At 52.2% G+C, this 21700-nt stretch carries 20 protein-coding genes and 1 pseudogene; 19 read left to right on the top strand and 2 right to left on the bottom strand.

What is annotated here, in order from left to right; genetic code table 11:
• Positions 1-225: 225 nt before the first annotated feature.
• From dnaK to ABIB59_RS22090, 11 genes are all read left to right on the top strand, one after another.
• Positions 226-2142 carry a molecular chaperone DnaK gene (dnaK, locus tag ABIB59_RS22140; protein ID WP_039078286.1) on the top strand — a complete coding sequence of 639 codons (1917 nt, stop codon included), beginning with the start codon at positions 226-228 and terminating at the stop codon, positions 2140-2142.
• Between the two features lie 86 nt (positions 2143-2228).
• Positions 2229-3374, top strand: a complete 1146-nt coding sequence (dnaJ, locus tag ABIB59_RS22135; protein ID WP_039078287.1) for a molecular chaperone DnaJ — start codon at positions 2229-2231, stop codon at positions 3372-3374.
• Positions 3375-3804: 430 nt separating this feature from the next.
• Complete coding sequence (locus ABIB59_RS22130; RefSeq protein ID WP_039078288.1) at positions 3805-4569, top strand: outer membrane protein OmpK; 765 nt, start codon at positions 3805-3807, stop codon at positions 4567-4569.
• 18 nt (positions 4570-4587) lie between these two features.
• Complete coding sequence (locus tag ABIB59_RS22125; protein ID WP_107224027.1) at positions 4588-6090, top strand: sulfatase family protein; 1503 nt, start codon at positions 4588-4590, stop codon at positions 6088-6090.
• 103 nt (positions 6091-6193) lie between these two features.
• Complete coding sequence (locus tag ABIB59_RS22120; protein WP_079497292.1) at positions 6194-7399, top strand: anaerobic sulfatase maturase; 1206 nt, start codon at positions 6194-6196, stop codon at positions 7397-7399.
• A 21-nt stretch (positions 7400-7420) separates the two neighbouring features.
• Positions 7421-8698, top strand: coding sequence for an IS1/IS1595 family N-terminal zinc-binding domain-containing protein (locus ABIB59_RS22115; protein WP_354037051.1), 1278 nt, complete (start codon positions 7421-7423; stop codon positions 8696-8698).
• Between the two features lie 171 nt (positions 8699-8869).
• On the top strand, positions 8870-10030 hold the full coding sequence (gene nhaA, locus ABIB59_RS22110; RefSeq protein WP_079497290.1) for a Na+/H+ antiporter NhaA: 1161 nt from the start codon (positions 8870-8872) through the stop codon (positions 10028-10030).
• Between the two features lie 62 nt (positions 10031-10092).
• On the top strand, positions 10093-10986 hold the full coding sequence (gene nhaR / locus ABIB59_RS22105; protein WP_039078293.1) for a transcriptional activator NhaR: 894 nt from the start codon (positions 10093-10095) through the stop codon (positions 10984-10986).
• Positions 10987-11073: 87 nt separating this feature from the next.
• Positions 11074-11385: an antibiotic biosynthesis monooxygenase family protein gene (locus ABIB59_RS22100; protein ID WP_071193611.1), complete on the top strand. Its 312-nt coding sequence runs from the start codon at positions 11074-11076 to the stop codon at positions 11383-11385.
• Between the two features lie 4 nt (positions 11386-11389).
• A complete protein-coding gene (locus tag ABIB59_RS22095; protein ID WP_071193612.1) occupies positions 11390-11788 on the top strand; it encodes an amino acid-binding protein in 399 nt (132 codons plus the stop codon).
• Positions 11772-12476, top strand: a complete 705-nt coding sequence (locus tag ABIB59_RS22090; RefSeq protein WP_354037050.1) for an ArsR/SmtB family transcription factor — start codon at positions 11772-11774, stop codon at positions 12474-12476. The genes ABIB59_RS22095 and ABIB59_RS22090 overlap by 17 nt, the downstream gene beginning before the upstream one ends.
• Positions 12477-12534: 58 nt before the next feature.
• Here ABIB59_RS22090 and rpsT read toward each other — a convergent pair whose 3' ends face one another.
• Positions 12535-12798, bottom strand: a complete 264-nt coding sequence (gene rpsT, locus ABIB59_RS22085) for a 30S ribosomal protein S20 (protein ID WP_039078297.1) — start codon at positions 12796-12798, stop codon at positions 12535-12537.
• A 102-nt stretch (positions 12799-12900) separates the two neighbouring features.
• Between rpsT and ABIB59_RS26440 the strand changes: the two are divergent.
• From ABIB59_RS26440 to rihC, 7 genes and pseudogenes are all read left to right on the top strand, one after another.
• Positions 12901-13100 (top strand): annotated as a pseudogene (locus ABIB59_RS26440) (DUF2575 domain-containing protein).
• Between the two features lie 25 nt (positions 13101-13125).
• Positions 13126-14064 (top strand): bifunctional riboflavin kinase/FAD synthetase, encoded by a 939-nt coding sequence (gene ribF, locus ABIB59_RS22080; RefSeq protein ID WP_039078298.1) that lies wholly within the window; start codon positions 13126-13128, stop codon positions 14062-14064.
• A 34-nt stretch (positions 14065-14098) separates the two neighbouring features.
• Positions 14099-16948: an isoleucine--tRNA ligase gene (gene ileS, locus ABIB59_RS22075; protein WP_079497288.1), complete on the top strand. Its 2850-nt coding sequence runs from the start codon at positions 14099-14101 to the stop codon at positions 16946-16948.
• On the top strand, positions 16948-17448 hold the full coding sequence (lspA, locus tag ABIB59_RS22070) for a signal peptidase II (protein ID WP_354037047.1): 501 nt from the start codon (positions 16948-16950) through the stop codon (positions 17446-17448). The genes ileS and lspA overlap by 1 nt, the downstream gene beginning before the upstream one ends.
• 97 nt (positions 17449-17545) lie before the next feature.
• Positions 17546-18016 carry an FKBP-type peptidyl-prolyl cis-trans isomerase gene (fkpB, locus tag ABIB59_RS22065; RefSeq protein ID WP_039078301.1) on the top strand — a complete coding sequence of 157 codons (471 nt, stop codon included), beginning with the start codon at positions 17546-17548 and terminating at the stop codon, positions 18014-18016.
• Complete coding sequence (ispH, locus tag ABIB59_RS22060) at positions 17997-18947, top strand: 4-hydroxy-3-methylbut-2-enyl diphosphate reductase (protein WP_039078302.1); 951 nt, start codon at positions 17997-17999, stop codon at positions 18945-18947. The genes fkpB and ispH overlap by 20 nt, the downstream gene beginning before the upstream one ends.
• A gap of 65 nt (positions 18948-19012) precedes the next feature.
• Positions 19013-19927 (top strand): ribonucleoside hydrolase RihC, encoded by a 915-nt coding sequence (rihC, locus tag ABIB59_RS22055; protein ID WP_354037045.1) that lies wholly within the window; start codon positions 19013-19015, stop codon positions 19925-19927.
• Here the strand turns inward: rihC and ABIB59_RS22050 are convergent.
• Complete coding sequence (locus ABIB59_RS22050; protein WP_354037043.1) at positions 19911-20831, bottom strand: LysR family transcriptional regulator; 921 nt, start codon at positions 20829-20831, stop codon at positions 19911-19913. The two genes, rihC and ABIB59_RS22050, sit on opposite strands and share 17 nt — an antisense overlap.
• A 92-nt stretch (positions 20832-20923) precedes the next feature.
• Here ABIB59_RS22050 and ABIB59_RS22045 point away from each other — a divergent pair, with 92 nt between their 5' ends.
• The gene (locus ABIB59_RS22045; RefSeq protein WP_354037041.1) at positions 20924-21550 is read left to right on the top strand and encodes an alanyl-tRNA editing protein; all 627 of its coding nucleotides are present in this window, start codon (positions 20924-20926) and stop codon (positions 21548-21550) included.
• The last annotated feature ends 150 nt before the right edge of the window (positions 21551-21700 follow it).

Here is a 21700-nt window from a genome sequence, read left to right as displayed (position 1 = left end):
GCATCATAAATAGCGTCACTGGCTGTGTCTATGATCTGAACAGGTGGAAATTAAAAATTTTTTTATTCCTTACCCCTTGATGAGCTTCGTTGCGACCCCATCTTGTAGTCAACCGCAATGTGTGGACCTGAAAAAAAACGAACGAGGGTAGTTGAAACCGCACGATTCGCCCTTATTACAGGTTCACAACCACATGTTGACCGAATTTTTAGTGGAGACGTTTAGATGGGTAAAATTATTGGTATCGACCTGGGTACTACCAACTCTTGTGTAGCGATTATGGATGGCACTACCGCGCGTGTGCTGGAGAATGCCGAGGGCGACCGCACCACGCCTTCTATCATTGCTTATACCCAGGATGGTGAAACTCTGGTTGGTCAGCCGGCTAAACGTCAGGCAGTGACAAACCCGCAAAACACCCTGTTTGCGATTAAACGCCTGATTGGCCGCCGCTTCCAGGACGAAGAAGTTCAGCGCGACGTTTCTATCATGCCGTACAAAATCATCGCTGCTGACAACGGTGACGCATGGCTTGATGTGAAAGGCACCAAAACTGCACCGCCGCAGATCTCTGCCGAAGTGCTGAAAAAAATGAAGAAAACGGCTGAAGATTACCTGGGTGAGCCAGTAACTGAGGCGGTTATCACCGTACCGGCATACTTCAACGATGCGCAGCGTCAGGCAACCAAAGATGCTGGCCGTATCGCGGGTCTGGAAGTCAAACGTATTATCAACGAACCGACTGCCGCTGCACTGGCTTATGGGCTGGATAAAGAAGTGGGCAACCGTACTATCGCGGTCTACGACCTCGGTGGCGGTACCTTCGATATCTCTATTATCGAAATCGACGAAGTTGATGGCGAAAAAACCTTCGAAGTTCTGGCAACCAACGGTGATACCCACCTGGGTGGTGAAGACTTCGACAGCCGTCTGATCAACTACCTGGTTGAAGAATTCAAGAAAGATCAGGGCATTGACCTGCGTAACGACCCGCTGGCGATGCAGCGTCTGAAAGAAGCAGCAGAAAAAGCGAAAATTGAGCTTTCTTCCGCTCAGCAGACCGACGTGAACCTGCCGTACATTACTGCAGACGCTACTGGTCCGAAACACATGAACATCAAAGTGACTCGCGCGAAACTGGAAAGCCTGGTCGAAGACCTGGTGAACCGTTCCATCGAGCCGCTGAAAGTTGCGCTGCAGGACGCTGGCCTGTCTGTATCCGACGTGCAGGACGTTATCCTGGTCGGCGGTCAGACCCGTATGCCGATGGTGCAGAAGAAAGTCGCTGAGTTCTTTGGTAAAGAGCCGCGTAAAGACGTTAACCCGGACGAAGCTGTTGCTATCGGTGCTGCGGTCCAGGGTGGTGTGTTGACCGGTGATGTGAAAGACGTGCTGCTGCTCGACGTTACTCCGCTGTCGCTGGGTATCGAAACCATGGGCGGCGTGATGACTGCGCTGATCAACAAGAACACCACTATCCCGACCAAGCACAGCCAGGTGTTCTCTACTGCGGAAGACAACCAGTCTGCGGTAACCATCCATGTGCTGCAGGGTGAACGTAAACGTGCGTCTGATAACAAATCTCTGGGTCAGTTCAACCTGGATGGTATCAACCCGGCACCGCGCGGCATGCCGCAGATCGAAGTGACTTTCGATATTGATGCTGACGGTATTCTGCACGTATCTGCGAAAGACAAAAACAGCGGTAAAGAGCAGAAGATCACCATCAAGGCGTCTTCTGGCCTGAACGAGGAAGAAATTCAGAAAATGGTTCGCGAAGCAGAAGCGAACGCTGAATCTGACCGTAAGTTCGAAGAGCTGGTTCAGACCCGTAACCAGGGTGACCACCTGCTGCACAGCACCCGTAAGCAGGTTGAAGAAGCAGGCGACAAACTGCCAGCGGAAGATAAAACCGCTATCGAAGCTGCGCTGACCGCGCTGGAAACGTCTCTCAAAGGCGAAGACAAAGCGGACATCGAAGCGAAAATGCAGGCCCTGGCTCAGGCTTCTCAGAAACTGTTGGAAATCGCACAGCAGCAGCACGCACAGCAGCAGGCTGGTGGCGCTGACGCTTCTGCGAACAACGCGAAAGACGACGATGTTGTCGACGCTGAGTTCGAAGAAGTAAAAGATAAAAAATAATCGCCCTGATGCAGGGTAATTAATCGGCACGGGCGTAGGAGATTTCTCCACGCCCGTGCTCGCATGTTAGGGGTAGATAAAAAAAGATGGCGAAACAAGACTACTACGAGATTTTGGGCGTTTCCAAAACAGCGGAAGAGCGCGAAATCAAGAAGGCGTACAAGCGCCTGGCCATGAAATATCACCCGGACCGTAACCAGGGTGATAAAGAGGCCGAAGCCAAATTTAAAGAGATCAAAGAAGCATACGAAGTTCTGACCGACGCGCAAAAGCGTGCTGCGTATGACCAGTATGGCCATGCGGCGTTCGAACAAGGCGGCATGGGCGGCGGTGGATTCGGCGGCGGCGGCTTTGGCGGCGGCGCTGACTTTAGCGATATCTTTGGCGATGTCTTCGGCGATATTTTTGGCGGTGGCCGTGGTCGCCAGCGTGCGGCGCGTGGCGCCGATTTACGTTACAACATGGAATTGACGCTGGAAGAAGCCGTTCGCGGCGTCAGTAAAGAGATCCGTATCCCGACGCTGGAAGAGTGTGACGTTTGCCACGGCAGCGGCGCGAAAGCCGGTACCCAGCCGCAGACCTGTCCGACCTGTCATGGTTCCGGCCAGGTGCAGATGCGCCAGGGTTTCTTCGCCGTTCAGCAGACCTGTCCGCACTGTCAGGGGCGCGGTACGCTGATTAAAGATCCGTGCAATAAATGTCACGGTCATGGTCGCGTAGAAAAAACCAAAACCCTGTCCGTTAAAATTCCGGCAGGTGTGGATACGGGCGATCGCATCCGCCTGGCGGGTGAGGGTGAAGCGGGTGAGCACGGCGCACCGGCAGGCGATCTGTACGTTCAGGTGCAGGTGAAACAGCACGCTATCTTTGAGCGTGAAGGTAACAACCTGTACTGCGAAGTCCCCATTAACTTTGCTATGGCGGCGTTGGGGGGAGAAATCGAGGTTCCGACGCTGGATGGTCGCGTCAATCTGAAGATCCCTGGCGAAACTCAGACCGGCAAGCTGTTCCGCATGCGCGGTAAAGGTGTGAAATCGGTACGCGGCGGCGCGCAGGGCGATCTGCTGTGTCGTGTGGTGGTTGAAACGCCGGTTGGCCTGAACGATAAGCAGAAACAACTGCTTAAGGATTTGCAGGAAAGCTTTGGTGGACCGACAGGTGAACACAACAGCCCGCGCTCCAAAAGCTTCTTCGACGGTGTCAAAAAGTTCTTTGATGACCTGACGCGTTAATCAGTTATAACTTTTAGAGGGTTGCTTAACGCAACCCTTTTTTATTGCATCCGCAGCCATAAACGGCTTATCACTTATCTTGTTTTATGGATCTCTCCTTGCCGCCGTGGTGTGAAAAAAATTACATCGAACGGCGTGTTATGTTATTAACGTAAACCCCCGAATTATTCCTTCTACTAAATTGAATTACCTTCCTGCTGGTCGTAAAAAACAAATTTTAGTGCAATTTCTTATTTTCATAGGTTAACGATACGAAAAACAACATTTTCTGACACCTGCATTTTAACGGCTTAGCTAATCCATCAATGTGATATCTCTATCACAAACCAATTTGTTCTTTTTAATAAACTGGCCTCGTTTTCATTCTTGCCTGAGATCGTTTTTATTATTGAAGTATTCACGTTAACTATAATAATGAGGAATGCATTATATGCCCCAAAAAAAGGGAAAGTTGCTGGCGTGTGCCCTGATATCGACGACCGCATTATGCAGTCTCCCTGCATGGTCTCTGGAGTATAAAGGGGCTTTTGGTTCTATAAATGCCGGTTATGCTGACTGGAATAGCGGTTTTGAAAATGTTCATCGTGGTGAAGTATGGAAAGCAACTGCCGATTTTGGCGTTAATTTCCGCGAAGCAGAAATTTATTCATTTTTTGAAAGTAATGTCTTAAATCACTCCGTTGAGGGACGAAACCATACCGTATCGGCGATGGCTCATGTCCGTCTCTTCGATTCTGACTACTCCTTCTTCGGAAAACTATATGGTCAATGGGACAACTCATGGAGCGATGATTTAGATATGTTCTATGGGCTTGGCTATCTGGGCTGGCAAGGGAAATCGGGTTTTTTTAAACCCTATATTGGATTGCATAACCAGTCCGGGGATTATTACTCAAAAAAATATGGGCAAACCAGTGGCTGGAACGGTTACGTTATTGGCTGGACCGCAGCATACTTCTTCAATGCTTTTAATGAGAAGTTTGTATTGTCGAACTGGAATGAAATTGAACTCGACAGAAATGATGCATACGCCGAACAACAGCATGGGCATACCGGAATTAATGGTGGTTTAACATTAGCCTGGAAATTTTATCCCCGCTGGAAAGCATCTGTCACCTGGCGTTATTTTGATAATAAACTTGGTTATGATGGATTTGGCGATCAAATGATTTATATGTTGGGCTATGAATTTTAATTTTTCAGAGGATCTGAAATGAAGAAAACATTTGTTGCCAGTATGATTGGTCTGGCGTTATATGCAGGAAGCACAATCTCTCCCGTTCACGCCGCAGAGGCGAAACGCCCTAATTTGGTGATAATTTTAACGGATGATTTAGGCTACGGTGATCTGGGGGCTTATGGTCATCAAATTGTCAAAACGCCAAACATCGATAAATTAGCACAGGAGGGCGTCAAATTTACCGATTACTACGCTCCCGCGCCGCTTTGTTCGCCTTCGCGTGCGGGCTTACTCACAGGACGTATGCCTTTCCGCACCGGTATTCGTTCCTGGATACCGGCAGGCAAAGATGTGTCGATTGGTCGTAACGAAGTCACCATCGCGAATTTATTACGTGAGCAAGGCTACGACACGGCGTTAATGGGCAAATTACACCTTAACGCCGGGGCGGATCGCACAGACCAGCCGCAGGCTAAAGATGTTGGGTTTGATTATTCACTGGTTCACGCGGGTGGATTTATCACTAACGAACGACTGGCAAATGCAAAAGAGCGTCCTCGCTACGGCGCCGTTTATCCGGATGCCTTTATTCGCAACGGTAAGCCCATCGGCGAAGCGAAATTACTGAGCGGTGAGCTGGTCAGTACCGAAGTGGTGAACTGGCTGGACGAGCGTGAGAAGAAGAAAGAGGACAAACCGTTCTTCCTGTACGTTGCCTTCACCGAAGTACACACCCCTGTCGCGTCGCCGAAGAAATACCTCGATATGTATTCGCAATATATGAGCGAATTTCAGAAGAAACACCCGGATATGTATTACGGCGATTGGGCGGATAAACCCTGGCGTGGACCGGGTGAGTACTATGCCAATATCAGCTATATGGATGAGCAGGTAGGTAAAGTCGTAGAAAAAATTAAGGCGATGGGTGAAGAAGACAATACCATCATTATCTTTACCAGTGATAACGGACCGGTAACGCGTGAAGTTCGTAAAGTCTACGAACTGAACATGGCCGGTGAGACCGACGGCCTGCGCGGACGTAAAGATAATCTCTGGGAAGGGGGCATACGTGTTCCGGCGATCATTAAATATGGCAAGCATCTGCCGCAGGGGATGGTAACCGACACGCCGGCTTCCGGGTTGGACTGGATGCCGACACTCGCACAGATGATGAAATTTGATCTGCCAAAAGATCGCACTATTGACGGTCAGTCTCTGACGCCTGTCTTCGAGAAGGCTGAACTGAAACGCGAGAAACCGCTGATTTTTGGTATTGATATGCCTTTCCAGGACGATCCGACCGACCTGTGGGCGCTTCGCGACGGAGACTGGAAAATGATCATCGACCGCGAAGGGAAGGCAAAATATCTCTACAACCTCAAACAGGATCGGGCTGAAACCATGAACCAGATCGGCAAAAATCCAGAGGTTGAAAAGCGTCTGTATGAGGAATTCCTGAAATATAAGCAGGATATTGATAACGATTCACTGATGAAAGCGCGCGGTGAAAAACCTACGCCAGTTACCTGGGGTTAAACGCATTTAATAATAAAAAGAAGTAATTATGCCACTTAGGGCACTGCCCGCCCGATCTTTCATATAGAGGGATCGGGTTATTTTTATTTCAGGGACGAACATCATGTTAAGAAAAAGCTGCCAGGTCATGGTCAAACCCACCGGTTCGGTATGCAACCTTGATTGCCAGTACTGTTTTTATCTCGAAAAAGAGAAGCTTTACCCTGAGAGAAATAAAAATTTCCGCATGAGCGAAAGCACCCTTGAGCGCTTCATTGCCCAGCATATCGCTGCGCAGGATGTTGACGAGGTGATTTTCGCCTGGCAGGGAGGCGAACCCACACTGATGGGGATAGCGTTTTATCAGCAGGCCATCGCGCTACAAAAACGTTATGCCAATGGCAAACAGATTGTGAACACCTTTCAGACCAATGGAATACTCATCGACGATCGCTGGGCTGAGTTTTTCCGTGAGAACGCCTTTCTGGTTGGCATCTCAATTGATGGTGATGCGGCGTTGCATGATGCATGGCGGGTGACGCGAGCGGGAAAACCAACGCATGAAAAAGTAGAGCGCGCGATCCATCTTCTTGCCCGCCATGAGGTTGCATTTAATACCCTCACAGTGGTTAACGCGGCAAACGCGGCCCACCCGCTTCGGGTTTACCGCTATCTGAAATCGCTGGGTAGTCAGTACATGCAGTTTATCCCACTGGTGGAGCGAAGAAGCAAAACGCCTGACACTGCATCACTGGCCCATCCGCAGGAACCGCAAGCGGAGATGATGCCCTGGTCAGTGGGCTCTCTGGCGTTTGGCGAATTTCTTTCGACGATTTTTGATGTGTGGATCCGGGAGGATATCGGCGACATTTCTGTGCAACTCTTTGATCAAACTCTTGCGGCGTGGTGTCGATTGCCGCCCCAGGTTTGCGTGTTTGCCCCGACATGCGGCAGTGCTTTTGCTATGGAAATGAACGGCGATGTGTATAACTGCGATCATTATGTCTATCCGCAGTACAAACTTGGCAATATCAATAACACCACCATCAGAGAGATGAACAACAGTCGGCAAAACCACACTTTTGGCGAAGCGAAAAACAAATACCTTTCTCGTGAGTGTCACTCCTGCCCATGGCTGTTTGCCTGCAATGGCGGTTGCCCGAAACATCGTTTTTTGCCTCAGGCAGAGGGATCATTCCCGCAAAATTATCTTTGCCAGGGCTATCAGCACTTCTTTTCTCATACCTCCGCGTTAATGCAAGCGATGAAAACCCTGTTTGAAAATGGATACTCGCCGGCAGATATAAGGTATGTTTTATCGGCAAACTGAGCATTTCAGGGAGGAAACGCAATGTTTGGTCATCATGATGTCGATTGCTGCAAAACTTTTGGCTGCAAAAATCTGGGTATCCTGAATAGCCCCGATTACCAACCGCAGGGGAAAGATATTCTTTGCCGCGAATGTGGTTTTACCTTTCCGCGGATTTCCAGACACGCTTTGAATGTTTTTCGTACGGCTATCAATAAAGAGTGGAAGGGATTAATAAAACAGTGCCCTTTTTGTGGCGGGACGGCGTTTAAACGACACGGTTATTCTTCGCAAGGTAAAAGCCGACTCCTCTGCCGTCATTGCAGCAGAACCTTCCTTTTTACGCCGGTGAGTCTGGAAAAAGAGAATTTAAGCGAGTTGGGTAAAGGCATTGCGGCAGGCGCTACTTTGATAGATCTTCGCAGAGAGCTGCGTCTGGACAGTACCGCCCTGAGCCGACAATTTTCCCGACTGGCGCGGCAGGTTAATAGCCTTCAATCACAATGTCTTTTCTTGGCATATGACATTGCTTTGTGTACGCGCGCTTTTGTTCTGCCTTATCTGGGTTCGGGCAATTTGCTCTATATTCTGGTGACCGCCGAGGCGGATAGCGGCAACGTTGTTGCCGTCTCCACCAATTACTCGCCAGTCTGCGTAGAAAAAGAATATCAGTACACTCACAGTTTTACCGAGCGCTCATTGAGCGGAACGTTTGCCCACATCGTTCAACGAAAAGAGAAGCTGACTGCGCAACGGGCGACGTTATTCGATATTGATTACGGCATGGCCGCATTGCGTAAAAACGATGCAGGGATGATAGTGAAGCCCGTTTTGCCTGCTTATCGTCATTTTGAGTTGGTGAAAAAATTGACGGATGAAAGGTCTATCAATGTTCAGCATTTTCTTGAACACGAATGCTTTATTTATGGTGGATGCCTGATAGCCAATCACGATGACGTGGTGCGTGGACGATGCCATATATCGTTTGTCGCTGAGCGTGGGCTTGTCGCGCAGCAGCAGGCGCGGCCACCGCGATATTTTCTGGCGGGAGGTATTCGTAACAATGTCTGGCGCTATTTTTCCACGCCTGACTACGCGATGGCCGTCTCCAATTTGACCGGCAGTAAAAAACCTGGAGAATTGTGTCGTGCGACGCTGTTACCCGCGACGCGATTTATTCATTATGTCGAGTCGCATCCTTTTTACGCTCAGATGACGCGCCTTTCCCCGGCAAATCTGACAATGGTCCTTGATTTTATGAAGTATGAATACAACCAGACCCGCACGGTACTGCCGCTCGAGCCTTCTCTCTGCCACTAGAATATCCCCCCTATTCAGGCGAAGTATGCAAAGCCTGAACATCTCATTGATAACCGTATTATCATATAAACTCGGTAAAACCGAGTTTATCCCCAAAATTTATCTGATTTTATCGATGATTCTGGCGGGGTAATATAAGCGCCCCAGGGAGTCGTAAATCGAGAGAAGACCATGAAATTTCTACAACGTTTTTTTAGCAGTGATATCTCAGGCGGGATTATCCTCATCATTGCTGCCGTACTGGCGATGTTTTGCGCCAATCTGGATGTGACCAAAGCAGGTTATCAAGCTTTCCTTGATACACCGGTTGCGTTCAAGTTTGCAGCGCTGGAAATCAATAAAAATATGCTGTTATGGATAAATGACGCGCTTATGGCGGTCTTTTTCCTGATGGTCGGCCTTGAAGTGAAATATGAGCTGATGCAAGGTTCGCTTGCCAGCCGTCAACAGGCAATTTTTCCGGTGATTGCCGCCCTGGGCGGTATGGTGGCACCAGCGCTGATATTTCTGGCGTTTAACATGCACGATCCGCTGGCGCGTCACGGCTGGGCGATTCCTGCGGCGACGGATATCGCCTTTGCCCTTGGCGTTCTGGCACTGCTCGGCGATCGCATTCCCCCGGCGCTGAAAATCTTCCTGATGGCGCTGGCGATTATCGATGATCTGGGTGCGATCATTATTATCGCGCTGTTTTACACCAGCGATCTCTCGCTGGTATCGCTGGGCGTTGCGGCGGCGGCCATCGTGGCGCTGGCGGTACTGAATGCCCTTAATGTTCGCCGGATCGGCATCTATATGCTGGTGGGCATAGTGTTGTGGACTGCGGTGTTGAAATCGGGCATTCATGCCACGTTGGCCGGGGTCGTACTGGGCTTCTTCATTCCTCTGAAAGAGGAGAATGGCGTCTCTCCGGCCCGTCAGGTGATTGATGCGATCCACCCCTGGGTTGGCTGGCTGATTTTGCCCCTGTTTGCCTTTGCTAATGCGGGCGTATCGCTTGAAGGGGTCACCTTTGCCGGGCTGACGTCGCTGTTGCCAATGGGGGTGATTGCCGGTCTGTTTATCGGTAAACCCGTCGGCATAACCATTTTTTGTTGGCTGGCGCTTCGTCTCAAACTGGCAAAACTGCCGCAGGGGGCGGCGTTTAAACAAATAATGGCGGTCGGCGTGCTGTGCGGTATTGGTTTTACCATGTCGATTTTCATCGCTACCCTCGCGTTTGGTGACGTCGATACACATATGGTTGCCTGGGCGAAATTAGGCATTCTTACAGGTTCAATCCTGGCGGCGGTGGTGGGATACTGTCTGCTGCGTTCGCGTATAGTCCGCTAATTCCTGAAGGGGAAGGCGAACGATAGCCTTCCCGAAAACGTCACTCAGGGAGCGAAGACACGATGTCGAACATCAATTACAACCATCTGTATTACTTCTGGCAGGTATACCGCGCGGGGTCCGTTGTCGGTGCTGCGGAAGCGTTATACCTCACGCCACAAACCATCACCGGGCAAATAAAAGCGCTGGAAGAGCGCCTGCAGGGCAAGCTCTTTAAGCGCCGGGGAAGGGGGCTGGAACCAACGGAACTTGGTGAGCTGGTTTTTCGTTACGCCGATAAGATGTTTACGCTAAGCCAGGAAATGCTGGATATCGTTAATTATCGCAAAGAGTCACATTTGTTGTTTGACGTCGGGGTAGCGGATGCGCTGTCAAAACAACTTGTGAGCGGTATTCTTGAGGCTGCGGTTCAGGAAGGCGAGCCTATCCATTTACGCTGTTTTGAATCCACCCATGAAATGCTGCTCGAACAGTTGAGCCAGCATAAGCTCGATATGATTATTTCGGATTGCCCGATAGATTCTACCCATCAGGAAGGGCTCTTTTCGGTGAAGATTGGCGAATGCAGCGTCAGCTTCTGGTGCCAGAAACCGGCACTTAAAAAGCCCTTTCCTGCCTGCCTTGAAGAACGCCGTTTGCTGATTCCTGGCCGCCGGTCGATGCTCGGGCGTAAATTGCTTAACTGGTTTAATTCGCAGGGGCTGAATGTTGAAGTGCTGGGCGAGTTTGATGATGCGGCGTTGATGAAATCGTTTGGCGCAGCGCACAATGCCATTTTTGTGGCTCCGACGCTCTATGCAAAAGACTATTTTGCCGATGAGAATATCGTCGAAATTGGCCGAGTGGATAACGTGATGGAAGAGTACCACGCCATTTTTGCCGAACGAATGATTCAGCACCCCGCCGTACAGCGTATTTGTAACCGTGATTACTCCCGGCTATTTCATGACCTCTGATGATACGCGCCATATTTCGTTAACCACCGAAGCATGACTTTTTCAGCACGGTAGATTTATCTCTCCTACCCATACAGGAGATAAATCATGATTGCTGTACTTTTCGAAGCCGACGCGGTTGCGGCAAAGCAAGAGCGCTACCTTGAGCTGGCTGCGGAACTGAAACCGCTGCTTGCCGATATCGATGGCTTTATCGCGATTGAACGTTTTCAAAGCCTGACCACACCGGGGAAGATACTCTCGTTATCCTGGTGGCGCGATGAGGAAGCCATTCAGACATGGAAAAATAACCATTTTCACCGTGAGGCGCAGACGGAGGGGCGCGAGGCAATTTTTTCGTTTTATCGCATCCGTATTGCCCGTCTGGAACGGGAATATTCATCGGAAAACCGGAGGTAAGGTGATGTACGATATTTATGTAGTACTCAAAAACCTGCCGGGTGAGCTGGCGAAACTGGGCAAAACGCTGGGCAGTAACGGTATCGGCCTTGAGGGCGGCGGTGTCTTTACCCACAATAATGAAGGGCATGCCCACTTTCTGGTGGAAGAGGGCATACGGGCGAAAGCGGTACTGGAGCAACACGGTTTTGATGTCCGCGAGCTGCGCAGGCCTGTGATCCGTAAGCTCAAACAGGAGCGGCCCGGCGAGCTGGGCGAGATAACGGCAACGCTTGCATCCCATGGCGTAAATATTCTCGTGCAGTATAGCGATCACGCAAATCAGCTCATACTGGTGACGGATAATGATCTCGTTGCCAGCGAGGCAACAGAACCCTGGGCGGTTTATGCAACTTCATCCTGAACATCTTTCTGATGACGACGCACTTGAGCTTTCGGTCGCGGCAGTTGCCGCAGCGATGGCCGATCCATCACGCGTGAAAATGCTGTGTGCGCTGATGGATGGGCGGGCATGGACGGCAACGGAATTGAGTGTGGCGGCAGGCGTTGCGGCCTCCACCGCCAGCGCACATCTGAGTAAGCTGGTTGACAGCCAACTGGTCTGTTTCCTGTCACAGGGGCGTCATCGTTACTACCGTCTGGCAGGCCAGGAGGTTGCCCGGTTGATTGAAATGATGATGGGCATTTCCTGGCGGCAGGATAAACCTTTAACCACACGCACGCACGTGGCGCTGCGGCATGCGCGCACCTGTTACGATCATCTGGCTGGTGAGCTGGCGGTAAACATTTATGACGCGCTGGTGGCGAAAGATTACCTGACCGCGGATGGTGCGTCGCTTACCGAAGAAGGGCTGGCATTTTTTATCCGGATGGGTTTACCGCTGGAAAATAAATCAACGCGTAAACGTAGCTGTGCCTGTCTTGACTGGAGCGAGCGGCGCTTTCATCTGGGGGGGCATGCAGGAGCGGTGTTGCTTATTTATTTTGAAACGAAGGGGTGGATCCGCAGGACGCCCGGGTTTCGTGAAGTTGCGCTGACTGCGAAAGGTCGGCAGGGGTTACAGACATTACTCGGCATTGACGTCGGGTAGCAGGCATAAAAAAACCCGCTTTACGCGGGTTCTTTCACAAAGTACAACAAGCGGGCGATTAAGCCAGTTTGCTGATCTGTGCAGTCAGGTTTGCTTTATGACGCGCAGCTTTGTTTTTGTGGATCAGACCTTTAGCGGCCTGGCGATCCACGATCGGTTGCATTTCGTCAAATGCTTTCTGTGCAGCAGCTTTGTCGCCAGCTTCGATCGCAGCGTACACTTTCTTGATGAAAGTACGCATCATAGAGCGACGGCTTGCGTTGTGTTTGCGAGCCTTTTCAGACTGAACGGCGCGCTTCTTAGCTGATTTGATATTAGCCAAGGTCCAACTCCCAAATATGATCTATATGGACAATTCAAAGGCCGAGGAATATGCCCTTTTAGCCTTCTTTTGTCAATGGATTTGTGCAAATAAGCGCCGTTAATGTGCGACGCTACGTTACGTATTGATGGCGCAGGATTCTACCAGCTTGTGGTCATCGAATACAGCCTTTCCACTATAAAAATCGCTTTCCGGCTCAGTTTTTCATGCGGTAAGAAGGCAGCCTGATGAAATCCTTCTCCTTTCTGGCGGGTTCGGGCAATCGTCGGTTAACGTTGCACGTTGTACAAGGTATACTTTGACGATTTTCACTGTTTTGAGCCAGACATGAAGCTGATACGCGGCATACATAATCTCAGCCAGGCACCGCACGGGTGTGTGCTGACTATTGGTAATTTCGACGGCGTGCATCGCGGCCATCAGGCGCTTTTACAAGGGCTTAGCGAAGAAGGTCGTACCCGTGCTCTCCCCGTGGTGGTGATGATATTCGAGCCGCAACCTCTCGAACTTTTCGCGAGCGATAAAGCGCCTGCGCGCCTGACCCGGCTGCGGGAAAAACTGCGCCTGCTGGCCGAATGTGGCGTCGATTACGTACTGTGCGTACGTTTTGACCGGCGTTTTGCCGCGTTGACGGCGCAAACCTTCGTCAGCGACCTGCTGGTTGACAAACTTGGCGTGAAATTCCTCGCCGTGGGCGATGACTTCCGCTTTGGCGCTGGTCGCCAGGGGGATTTCTTGTTATTACAGAAAGCTGGTCTGAAATACGGCTTTGATGTTACCAGCACGCAAACCTTCTGCTCTGGTGGCGCGCGCGTGAGCAGTACGGCGGTTCGTCAGGCGTTGGCTGATGACAACCTTGAGCTCGCTGAACAACTGCTGGGCCGTCCGTTCAGTATCTCCGGGCGTGTGGTTCACGGCGACGAGCTGGGGCGTACTATCGGTTTTCCGACGGCGAACATACCGCTGCGCCGCCAGGTTTCCCCGGTTAAAGGTGTCTATGCGGTAGAAGTGGCTGGCTTAGGCGATACTTTACTGCCCGGCGTGGCCAACATTGGTACGCGCCCGACGGTTGCCGGGGTTCGCCAGCAGCTTGAAGTCCATCTGCTGGATGTTGTAATGGACCTCTATGGACGCCATATAGATGTAGTACTGCGTAAAAAGATACGCAACGAGCAGCGATTTACATCGCTTGATGAGCTTAAAGCGCAGATCGCGCGTGATGAGTTAACCGCCCGCGAGTTTTTTGGGCTATCAAACCCGGCTTAAATGCCTGTGTGATAAATACGGAACCGAGAATCTGATGAGTGACTATAAATCAACCCTGAATTTGCCGGAAACAGGGTTCCCGATGCGTGGCGACCTCGCCAAACGCGAACCGGGAATGCTGGCGCGTTGGACTGATGATGATCTGTACGGCATCATTCGTGCAGCCAAAAAAGGCAAAAAAACCTTCATTCTGCATGATGGCCCTCCTTATGCGAATGGCAGCATTCATATTGGTCACTCTGTTAACAAGATTCTGAAAGACATTATCGTGAAGTCCAAAGGCCTTGCGGGTTACGACTCGCCGTATGTGCCGGGCTGGGACTGTCACGGTCTGCCTATCGAACTGAAAGTAGAGCAGGAATTTGGTAAGCCGGGTGAGAAATTCACCGCCGCGGAGTTCCGTGCAAAATGCCGTGAATACGCTGCGACCCAGATCGATGGCCAGCGCAAAGACTTTATCCGTCTTGGCGTACTGGGCGACTGGGAACATCCGTATCGCACCATGGACTTCAAAACCGAAGCCAACATTATCCGTGCGCTGGGTAAAATCATCGGTAACGGTCACCTGCATAAAGGCGCCAAGCCGGTGCACTGGTGCGTTGACTGCCGTTCTGCGCTGGCGGAAGCGGAAGTTGAGTATTACGACAAAACCTCTCCGTCTATCGACGTGGCGTTCCATGCCGTCGATGTCGACGCGGTAAAAGCGAAATTTGGCGTTGCCAGCGTTAACGGTCCTGTCTCTCTGGTTATCTGGACCACCACCCCGTGGACGCTGCCGGCAAACCGCGCTATCTCTCTGTCCCCGGAATTTGACTATGCGCTGGTGCAGGTTGAAGGGCAGGCGCTGATCCTCGCGAAAGATCTGCTGGAAAGCGTGATGAAACGCGCTGGTATCAGTGAGTTTACCGTGCTGGGCGTGGTTAAAGGTTCTGACCTGGAACTGATGCGCTTTAAACACCCGTTCCTCGACTTTGATGTGCCTGCGATCCTGGGCGACCACGTGACGCTGGAAGCCGGTACCGGTGCAGTGCATACCGCCGGTGGCCATGGCCCTGATGACTATACCATCAGCCAAAAATACGGTCTGGAAATCGCTAACCCGGTTGGTCCGGATGGGGCATATCTGCCGGGTACGTATCCGATTCTGGATGGCGTAAACGTCTTCAAAGCGAACGATATTATCGTCAACCTGCTGCGTGACAACGGTTCACTGTTACATGTCGAAAAACTGCAACACAGCTATCCGTGCTGCTGGCGCCACAAGTCGCCGATCATTTTCCGTGCGACCCCGCAGTGGTTCGTCAGCATGGATCAGAAAGGCCTGCGCATTCAGTCTCTTAAAGAGATCGATCGCATTGAGCAGGAAGGTCTGGCGAAAGAGAACCTGAGCGGCTGGATCCCGGCATGGGGTAAAGCACGTATCGAATCGATGGTCGCGAACCGTCCTGACTGGTGTATCTCCCGTCAGCGTACCTGGGGCGTGCCGATGGCGCTGTTCGTGCATAAAGACACCGAAGAGCTGCATCCGCGTACCACTGAACTGATGGAAGCTGTCGCTAAATACGTTGAGAAAGACGGCATTCAGGCGTGGTGGGATCTCGATCCGCGTGAAATTTTGGGCGATGACGCTGACAACTACGTGAAAGTGCCGGATACCCTGGACGTCTGGTTTGACTCCGGTTCAACAAGCTACTCTGTGGTTGACGCGCGTCCGGAATTTGGCGGCCACGCAGCGGATATGTATCTGGAAGGTTCTGACCAACACCGTGGCTGGTTCATGTCGTCTCTGATGATCAGCGTCGCGATGAAAGGCAAAGCACCTTACCGCCAGGTACTGACCCACGGCTTCACCGTCGATGGTCAGGGCCGTAAGATGTCCAAATCTATCGGTAATACCGTTTCTCCGCAGGACGTGATGAACAAACTGGGCGCGGATATCCTGCGTCTGTGGGTGGCATCAACCGACTATACCGGTGAAATGGCGGTTTCCGATGAGATCCTCAAACGTGCCGCCGATAGCTATCGTCGTATTCGTAACACCGCGCGCTTCCTGCTGGCGAACCTCAATGGTTTCGATCCGGCAAAAGACATGGTGAAACCGGAAGAGATGGTGGTGCTGGACCGCTGGGCGGTGGGCTGCGCGCAGGCAGCGCAGAAAGATATCATCAGCGCGTACGACTCCTATGACTTCCATGAAGTTGTGCAACGCCTGATGCGTTTCTGCTCCATCGAGATGGGCTCTTTCTACCTCGATATCATCAAAGATCGTCAGTACACCGCAAAGGCGGACAGTGTTGCCCGTCGTAGCTGCCAGACTGCGCTGTACCATATCGCAGAAGCGCTGGTGCGCTGGATGGCGCCGATCATGTCCTTCACCGCAGATGAAATCTGGGGCTACCTGCCAGGCGAGCGCGAAAAATATGTGTTCACCGGCGAATGGTATCAGGGGCTGTTTGGTCTGGCGGAAACCGAAGCCATGAACGACGCCTACTGGGATGAACTGCTCAAAGTGCGTGGCGAAGTGAACAAGGTTATCGAACAGGCGCGTGCCGACAAGAAAGTGGGCGGTTCGCTGGAAGCGGCAGTAACCCTGTTCGCTGAACCGGAACTGTCTGCGAAACTGACGGCGCTGGGTGACGAATTACGATTTGTCCTGTTGACCTCCGGTGCGAAAGTTGAAGATTATGCCAACGCTTGTGCTGATGCCCAACAGAGCGAGCTGCTCAAAGGTCTGAAAGTGGCGTTAAGCAAAGCCGAAGGTGAGAAATGCCCGCGTTGCTGGCATTACACTCAGGATGTCGGCAAGGTAGCGGAACACGCAGAAATCTGCGGACGCTGTGTCAGCAACGTCGCCGGTGACGGCGAAAAACGTAAGTTTGCCTGATGAGTAAACCGATCTTTTCAACAGGGCTACGCTGGTTGTGGCTGGTCGTCGTCGTGCTGATTATCGATCTGGGCAGTAAGTTCCTTATCCTCCAGCATTTTGCGCTGGGGGATACGGTGCCGCTGTTCCGGTCGCTTAATCTGCATTACGCGCGTAACTATGGCGCGGCATTTAGTTTCCTCGCGGACAGCGGTGGCTGGCAGCGCTGGTTCTTTGCCGGTATCGCTATCGGTATTTCTGTCGTGCTGGCGGTATTGATGTACCGTTCAAAAGCCTCGCAGAAGCTGAACAATATCGCCTACGCGATGATTATCGGCGGTGCGTTAGGCAATCTGTTCGATCGCCTGTGGCACGGTTTTGTCGTTGATATGATTGATTTTTATGTCGGCGACTGGCATTTCGCCACCTTCAACCTGGCCGACAGCTTCATTTGCGTCGGCGCGGCGCTGATTGTGCTGGAAGGCTTCCTGCCGAACGCGGCTGCGAAGAAACAGGCGTAACAAAACCTGCCGGGCGGCGTTACGCTTGCCCGGCCTGGGTTATCCTCAGGCCCGGTAAGCATTATCGTCACCGGGCAAAACAAGTGAGCGTACCTGCATGTCAAAATCTGTACAGAGTAATAGCGCGGTGCTGGTGCACTTTACGCTCAAACTCGAAGATGGCTCCACCGCTGAGTCAACCCGCAACAATGGTAAGCCTGCGCTGTTTCGTCTGGGGGATGGTTCGCTGTCCGAAGGGCTTGAGCAGCACTTGCTGGGATTGAAAGCAGGCGACAAAAAAGCGTTTTCGCTGGAACCGGACGCGGCATTTGGCACGCCGGTTCCCGATCTGATTCAGTATTTCTCGCGCCGTGATTTTATGGACGCGGGTGAGCCGGAAATCGGCGCGATTATGCTCTTTACCGCAATGGATGGCAGCGAAATGCCAGGCGTGATCCGTGAGATCAACGGTGATTCTATTACCGTTGATTTTAACCATCCGCTGGCAGGGCAGACCGTTCATTTTGATGTCGACGTGCTGGAAGTGGAACCGGCACTGGAGGGGATGCATGCAGATCCTGTTGGCTAACCCACGTGGTTTTTGTGCGGGCGTAGACCGCGCGATTAGCATTGTTGAAAACGCGCTGGCGATTTATGGCGCGCCCATTTATGTCCGTCACGAAGTGGTCCACAACCGTTACGTGGTAGACAGCCTGCGTGAACGCGGGGCGATTTTTATCGAGCAAATCAGCGAAGTGCCGGACGGCGCGATCCTGATTTTCTCTGCTCACGGTGTTTCACAGGCGGTACGTAACGAAGCGAAAAGCCGCGATCTGACCGTCTTTGATGCCACCTGCCCACTGGTAACCAAAGTGCATATGGAAGTCGCTCGCGCCAGTCGTCGTGGGGAAGAAGCCATCCTGATTGGCCATGCTGGTCATCCGGAAGTCGAAGGCACCATGGGGCAGTACAGCAACCCGAAAGGGGGAATGTACCTGGTGGAGTCGCCGGAAGACGTAGAAACGCTCAATATCAAAGATATCAATAAGCTCTCTTTTATGACGCAGACGACACTCTCCGTGGATGATACTTCCGACGTGATTGATGCGCTGCGTCAGCGCTTCCCGAAAATTGTCGGGCCGCGTAAAGATGATATCTGCTACGCCACGACCAACCGTCAGGAAGCCGTGCGCGCACTGGCGGAACAGGCGGAAGTGGTACTGGTTGTCGGCTCGAAGAACTCGTCGAACTCCAACCGTCTGGCGGAGCTGGCCCAGCGTATGGGGAAATCCGCTTACCTGATTGATGATGCTTCTGATATTCAGGAAGAGTGGGTGCGCGAAATCAGTTGCGTTGGCGTAACGGCCGGGGCATCGGCGCCTGACGTTCTGGTGCAAAACGTTATCTCCCGTCTGCAGGAGCTTGGCGGTGGGGAAGCCATTCCGCTGGAAGGCCGTGAAGAAAATATCGTTTTCGAAGTTCCGAAAGAGCTGCGGGTCGATGTTCGCGAAGTCGAATAACTTTTTCGTTTTGAGTTTATGAGAAGATGCCAGGCCTGACGCCTGGCATTTTTTATGGAGGATGTATGCGCCTGCCGATTATTCTCGACACCGATCCTGGTATTGACGACGCGGCTGCCATTGCCGCTGCGCTTTTTGCTCCTGAGCTTGATCTCAAACTGATGACCACGGTCGCAGGTAATGTCTCGCTGGAGAAAACCACCCGTAACGCTCTGCAATTGCTTCACTTCTGGAATGCCAATATCCCGGTTGCGAAAGGTGCGGCGACGCCGTTGCTGCGCCCGTTGCGCGATGCGGCAAGTGTCCACGGTGAATCCGGCATGGAAGGCTATAACTTTATTGAACATCAGCGCCAGCCGCTGGCAAAGCCAGCGTTTCAGGCGATCCGAGATGTGCTCATGGCCTCACCGGAGCCGGTCACACTGGTAGCGATTGGCCCATTGACCAACATTGCTCTGCTGTTATCCCACTACCCGGAATGTCAGTTCAACATTCGTCGTCTGGTGATGATGGGTGGCTCTGCCGGACGCGGTAACTTCACGCCGAATGCCGAATTTAATATCGCCATCGACCCGGAGGCGGCTGCGCGTGTCTTTGAAAGCGGGCTGGAGATTGTGATGTGCGGTCTGGATGTGACTAACCATGCAACGCTTACCCCGGATTATCTGTCTATGCTGACATCGGGAAATCAAACCGGGAAAATGCTGCATGCCCTGTTTAGCCACTACCGCAGCGGCAGTATGGCGACCGGGCTACGAATGCACGATCTCTGCGCGATTGCCTGGCTGGTGCGCCCGGACATTTTTACCCTGAAATCCTGCTTTGTGGCGGTGGAAACCCAGGGCACGTACACGGCGGGCACGACTGTGGTGGACATTGAAGGCCGTCTGGGGAAACCCGCGAATGCGCAGGTGGCCCTGGGTATTGATATCGATGCATTCCGCGCCTGGGTTGCAGACGTACTCAGTAAGGCGCCGTAAGCGAGACCAGCGGCATCTTCTCACTTAAATAATCAATCATTGCCCGCATTCTGGCGGGCATATGCTTTCCTGAAGACCACAGTAGCCAGAGCTGCCCGGAATAGTCGCTAATAAATTCCCAGTCTGGCAGCACCTGAACTATCTCACCTCGCGCCAGTGCCCTACTTGCGGTAAACAGCGGCAGGCTGCCTATCCCCAGATGGTTCAGCACCGCATCAAGACGCACGCCGGTGTGGTTAGCGGCATAGCGTCCGTGGGTCTGAATGGTTTCACTTTTGCCACGCTTACGAAATTTCCAGCGTGAGTCTGCTGGCGTTTCGCCAAGACTGATGCAGCTATGCTGGCGTAAATCTTCCGGCTTCTCGGGTGTGCCGCGCTGGCGCAGATATTCCGGCGTGGCGCAAATCAGATGTTTAATCGGTATTAACGGCTTACCGTGCAGGCCGGGAGAAGGCGAGTCGGTAATGCGCAGCGCCAGGTCGACGCCGTCATCAATTAAATCCATATACCGATCTTCCAGACGCAGCCGTACATCAACCTGCGGATAACGGGCCAGAAATTCGCGCATGAGGGGGTGGATAACAAATCGCCCAACGGCTTTGGGCACGCTGATAGTCAGGGTGCCTTGCGCAATATCCTGCACGCTGCTGCCAGCATTCATTGCCTGTCTGGCGGCGTCGAGCATCATTTGCGCATGTTCGTACACGCTACGCCCGGACTCACTCAGCCGCAGTTTGCGCGTTGTGCGGTGCAGTAATTTATTACCCAGCGCCTGCTCAAGGCGTGAAACGCAGCGGCTCATTGCAGATGGTGTCGCGCCGGAAACACGGGCGGCGGCAGAGAAGCTGCCCTGATCGACAATCAGAACAAAGGTCGCGAGATCGGGAAGTAGGGTGTTATTCATTTGTGTCTGCCAGGCAAAAGTGTGTTGAGAGCGAAACGGATTATAAAAGTCAGTGAAGATAATATACTGGTCGTGTAATCAGGAGGAAGAAGATGACAACACGAAATTACTACACCTGTGATGAGACACAGGGCCAGGCCAATGTTGTGCAATGTATTCCCGATGGGGAGGACGGTTATGTGATTGAGTTGGATGCCACGCTCTTTCACCCACAGGGAGGCGGTCAGCCCTCTGATGGCGGAACCATCGACGGCGTGCCCGTACAACGCGTTTTCGCCGACGGTGATACGGTATGGCATCGCACCGCCACGCCGGTCGCGCCAGGCCCGGTCACGCTCAGTGTCGACGGTGAATTACGTCATCTTCATGCACGCTGGCATTCGGCCGGACATCTGATTGGTTGTGCAGGTGAAACATTCGGCTGGCAGCCTGTAAAAGCCCATCACTGGCCAGGTGAGGGGCGCATTACTTTTAGCGGTAACGGGACTCTCACTGCGGAGATGTTAACGGCGAAAATCAGTGCGTGGATGGAGGAAAATCTGCCGCGACACATCGGCTTTTCCGAAGGAAAGCGGCACGTTCGCTTCGGCGAATTGTCTGCCTATGGTTGCGGCGGCACCCATGTCAGCGCACTGCGTGAAATCGGGCTCATCACACTTACCAATGTCAAAATGAAAAAAGGTCAGCTCGTGGTCAGCTATACAGTGGACGAACGCTGACCGTTCGCTGACGCGCGGTGCGTTGTCATGCAGCAAAAGACGAGGTGGTAACGCATCGCTGTAGTGAAAAATCTTCTTAGCATACCGATGATCAGTGTCTTATGTGGGTTTTGCTATTCAATTCGCAACATGCGAACACATGTCTTTTAC

This window comes from Citrobacter sp. UYEF32 (assembly GCF_040546205.1).
Taxonomy (GTDB): domain Bacteria; phylum Pseudomonadota; class Gammaproteobacteria; order Enterobacterales; family Enterobacteriaceae; genus Phytobacter; species Phytobacter diazotrophicus.
Note: the sequence above shows the minus strand (reverse complement) of the source record. Positions and strands in the feature narration are given on the sequence as shown.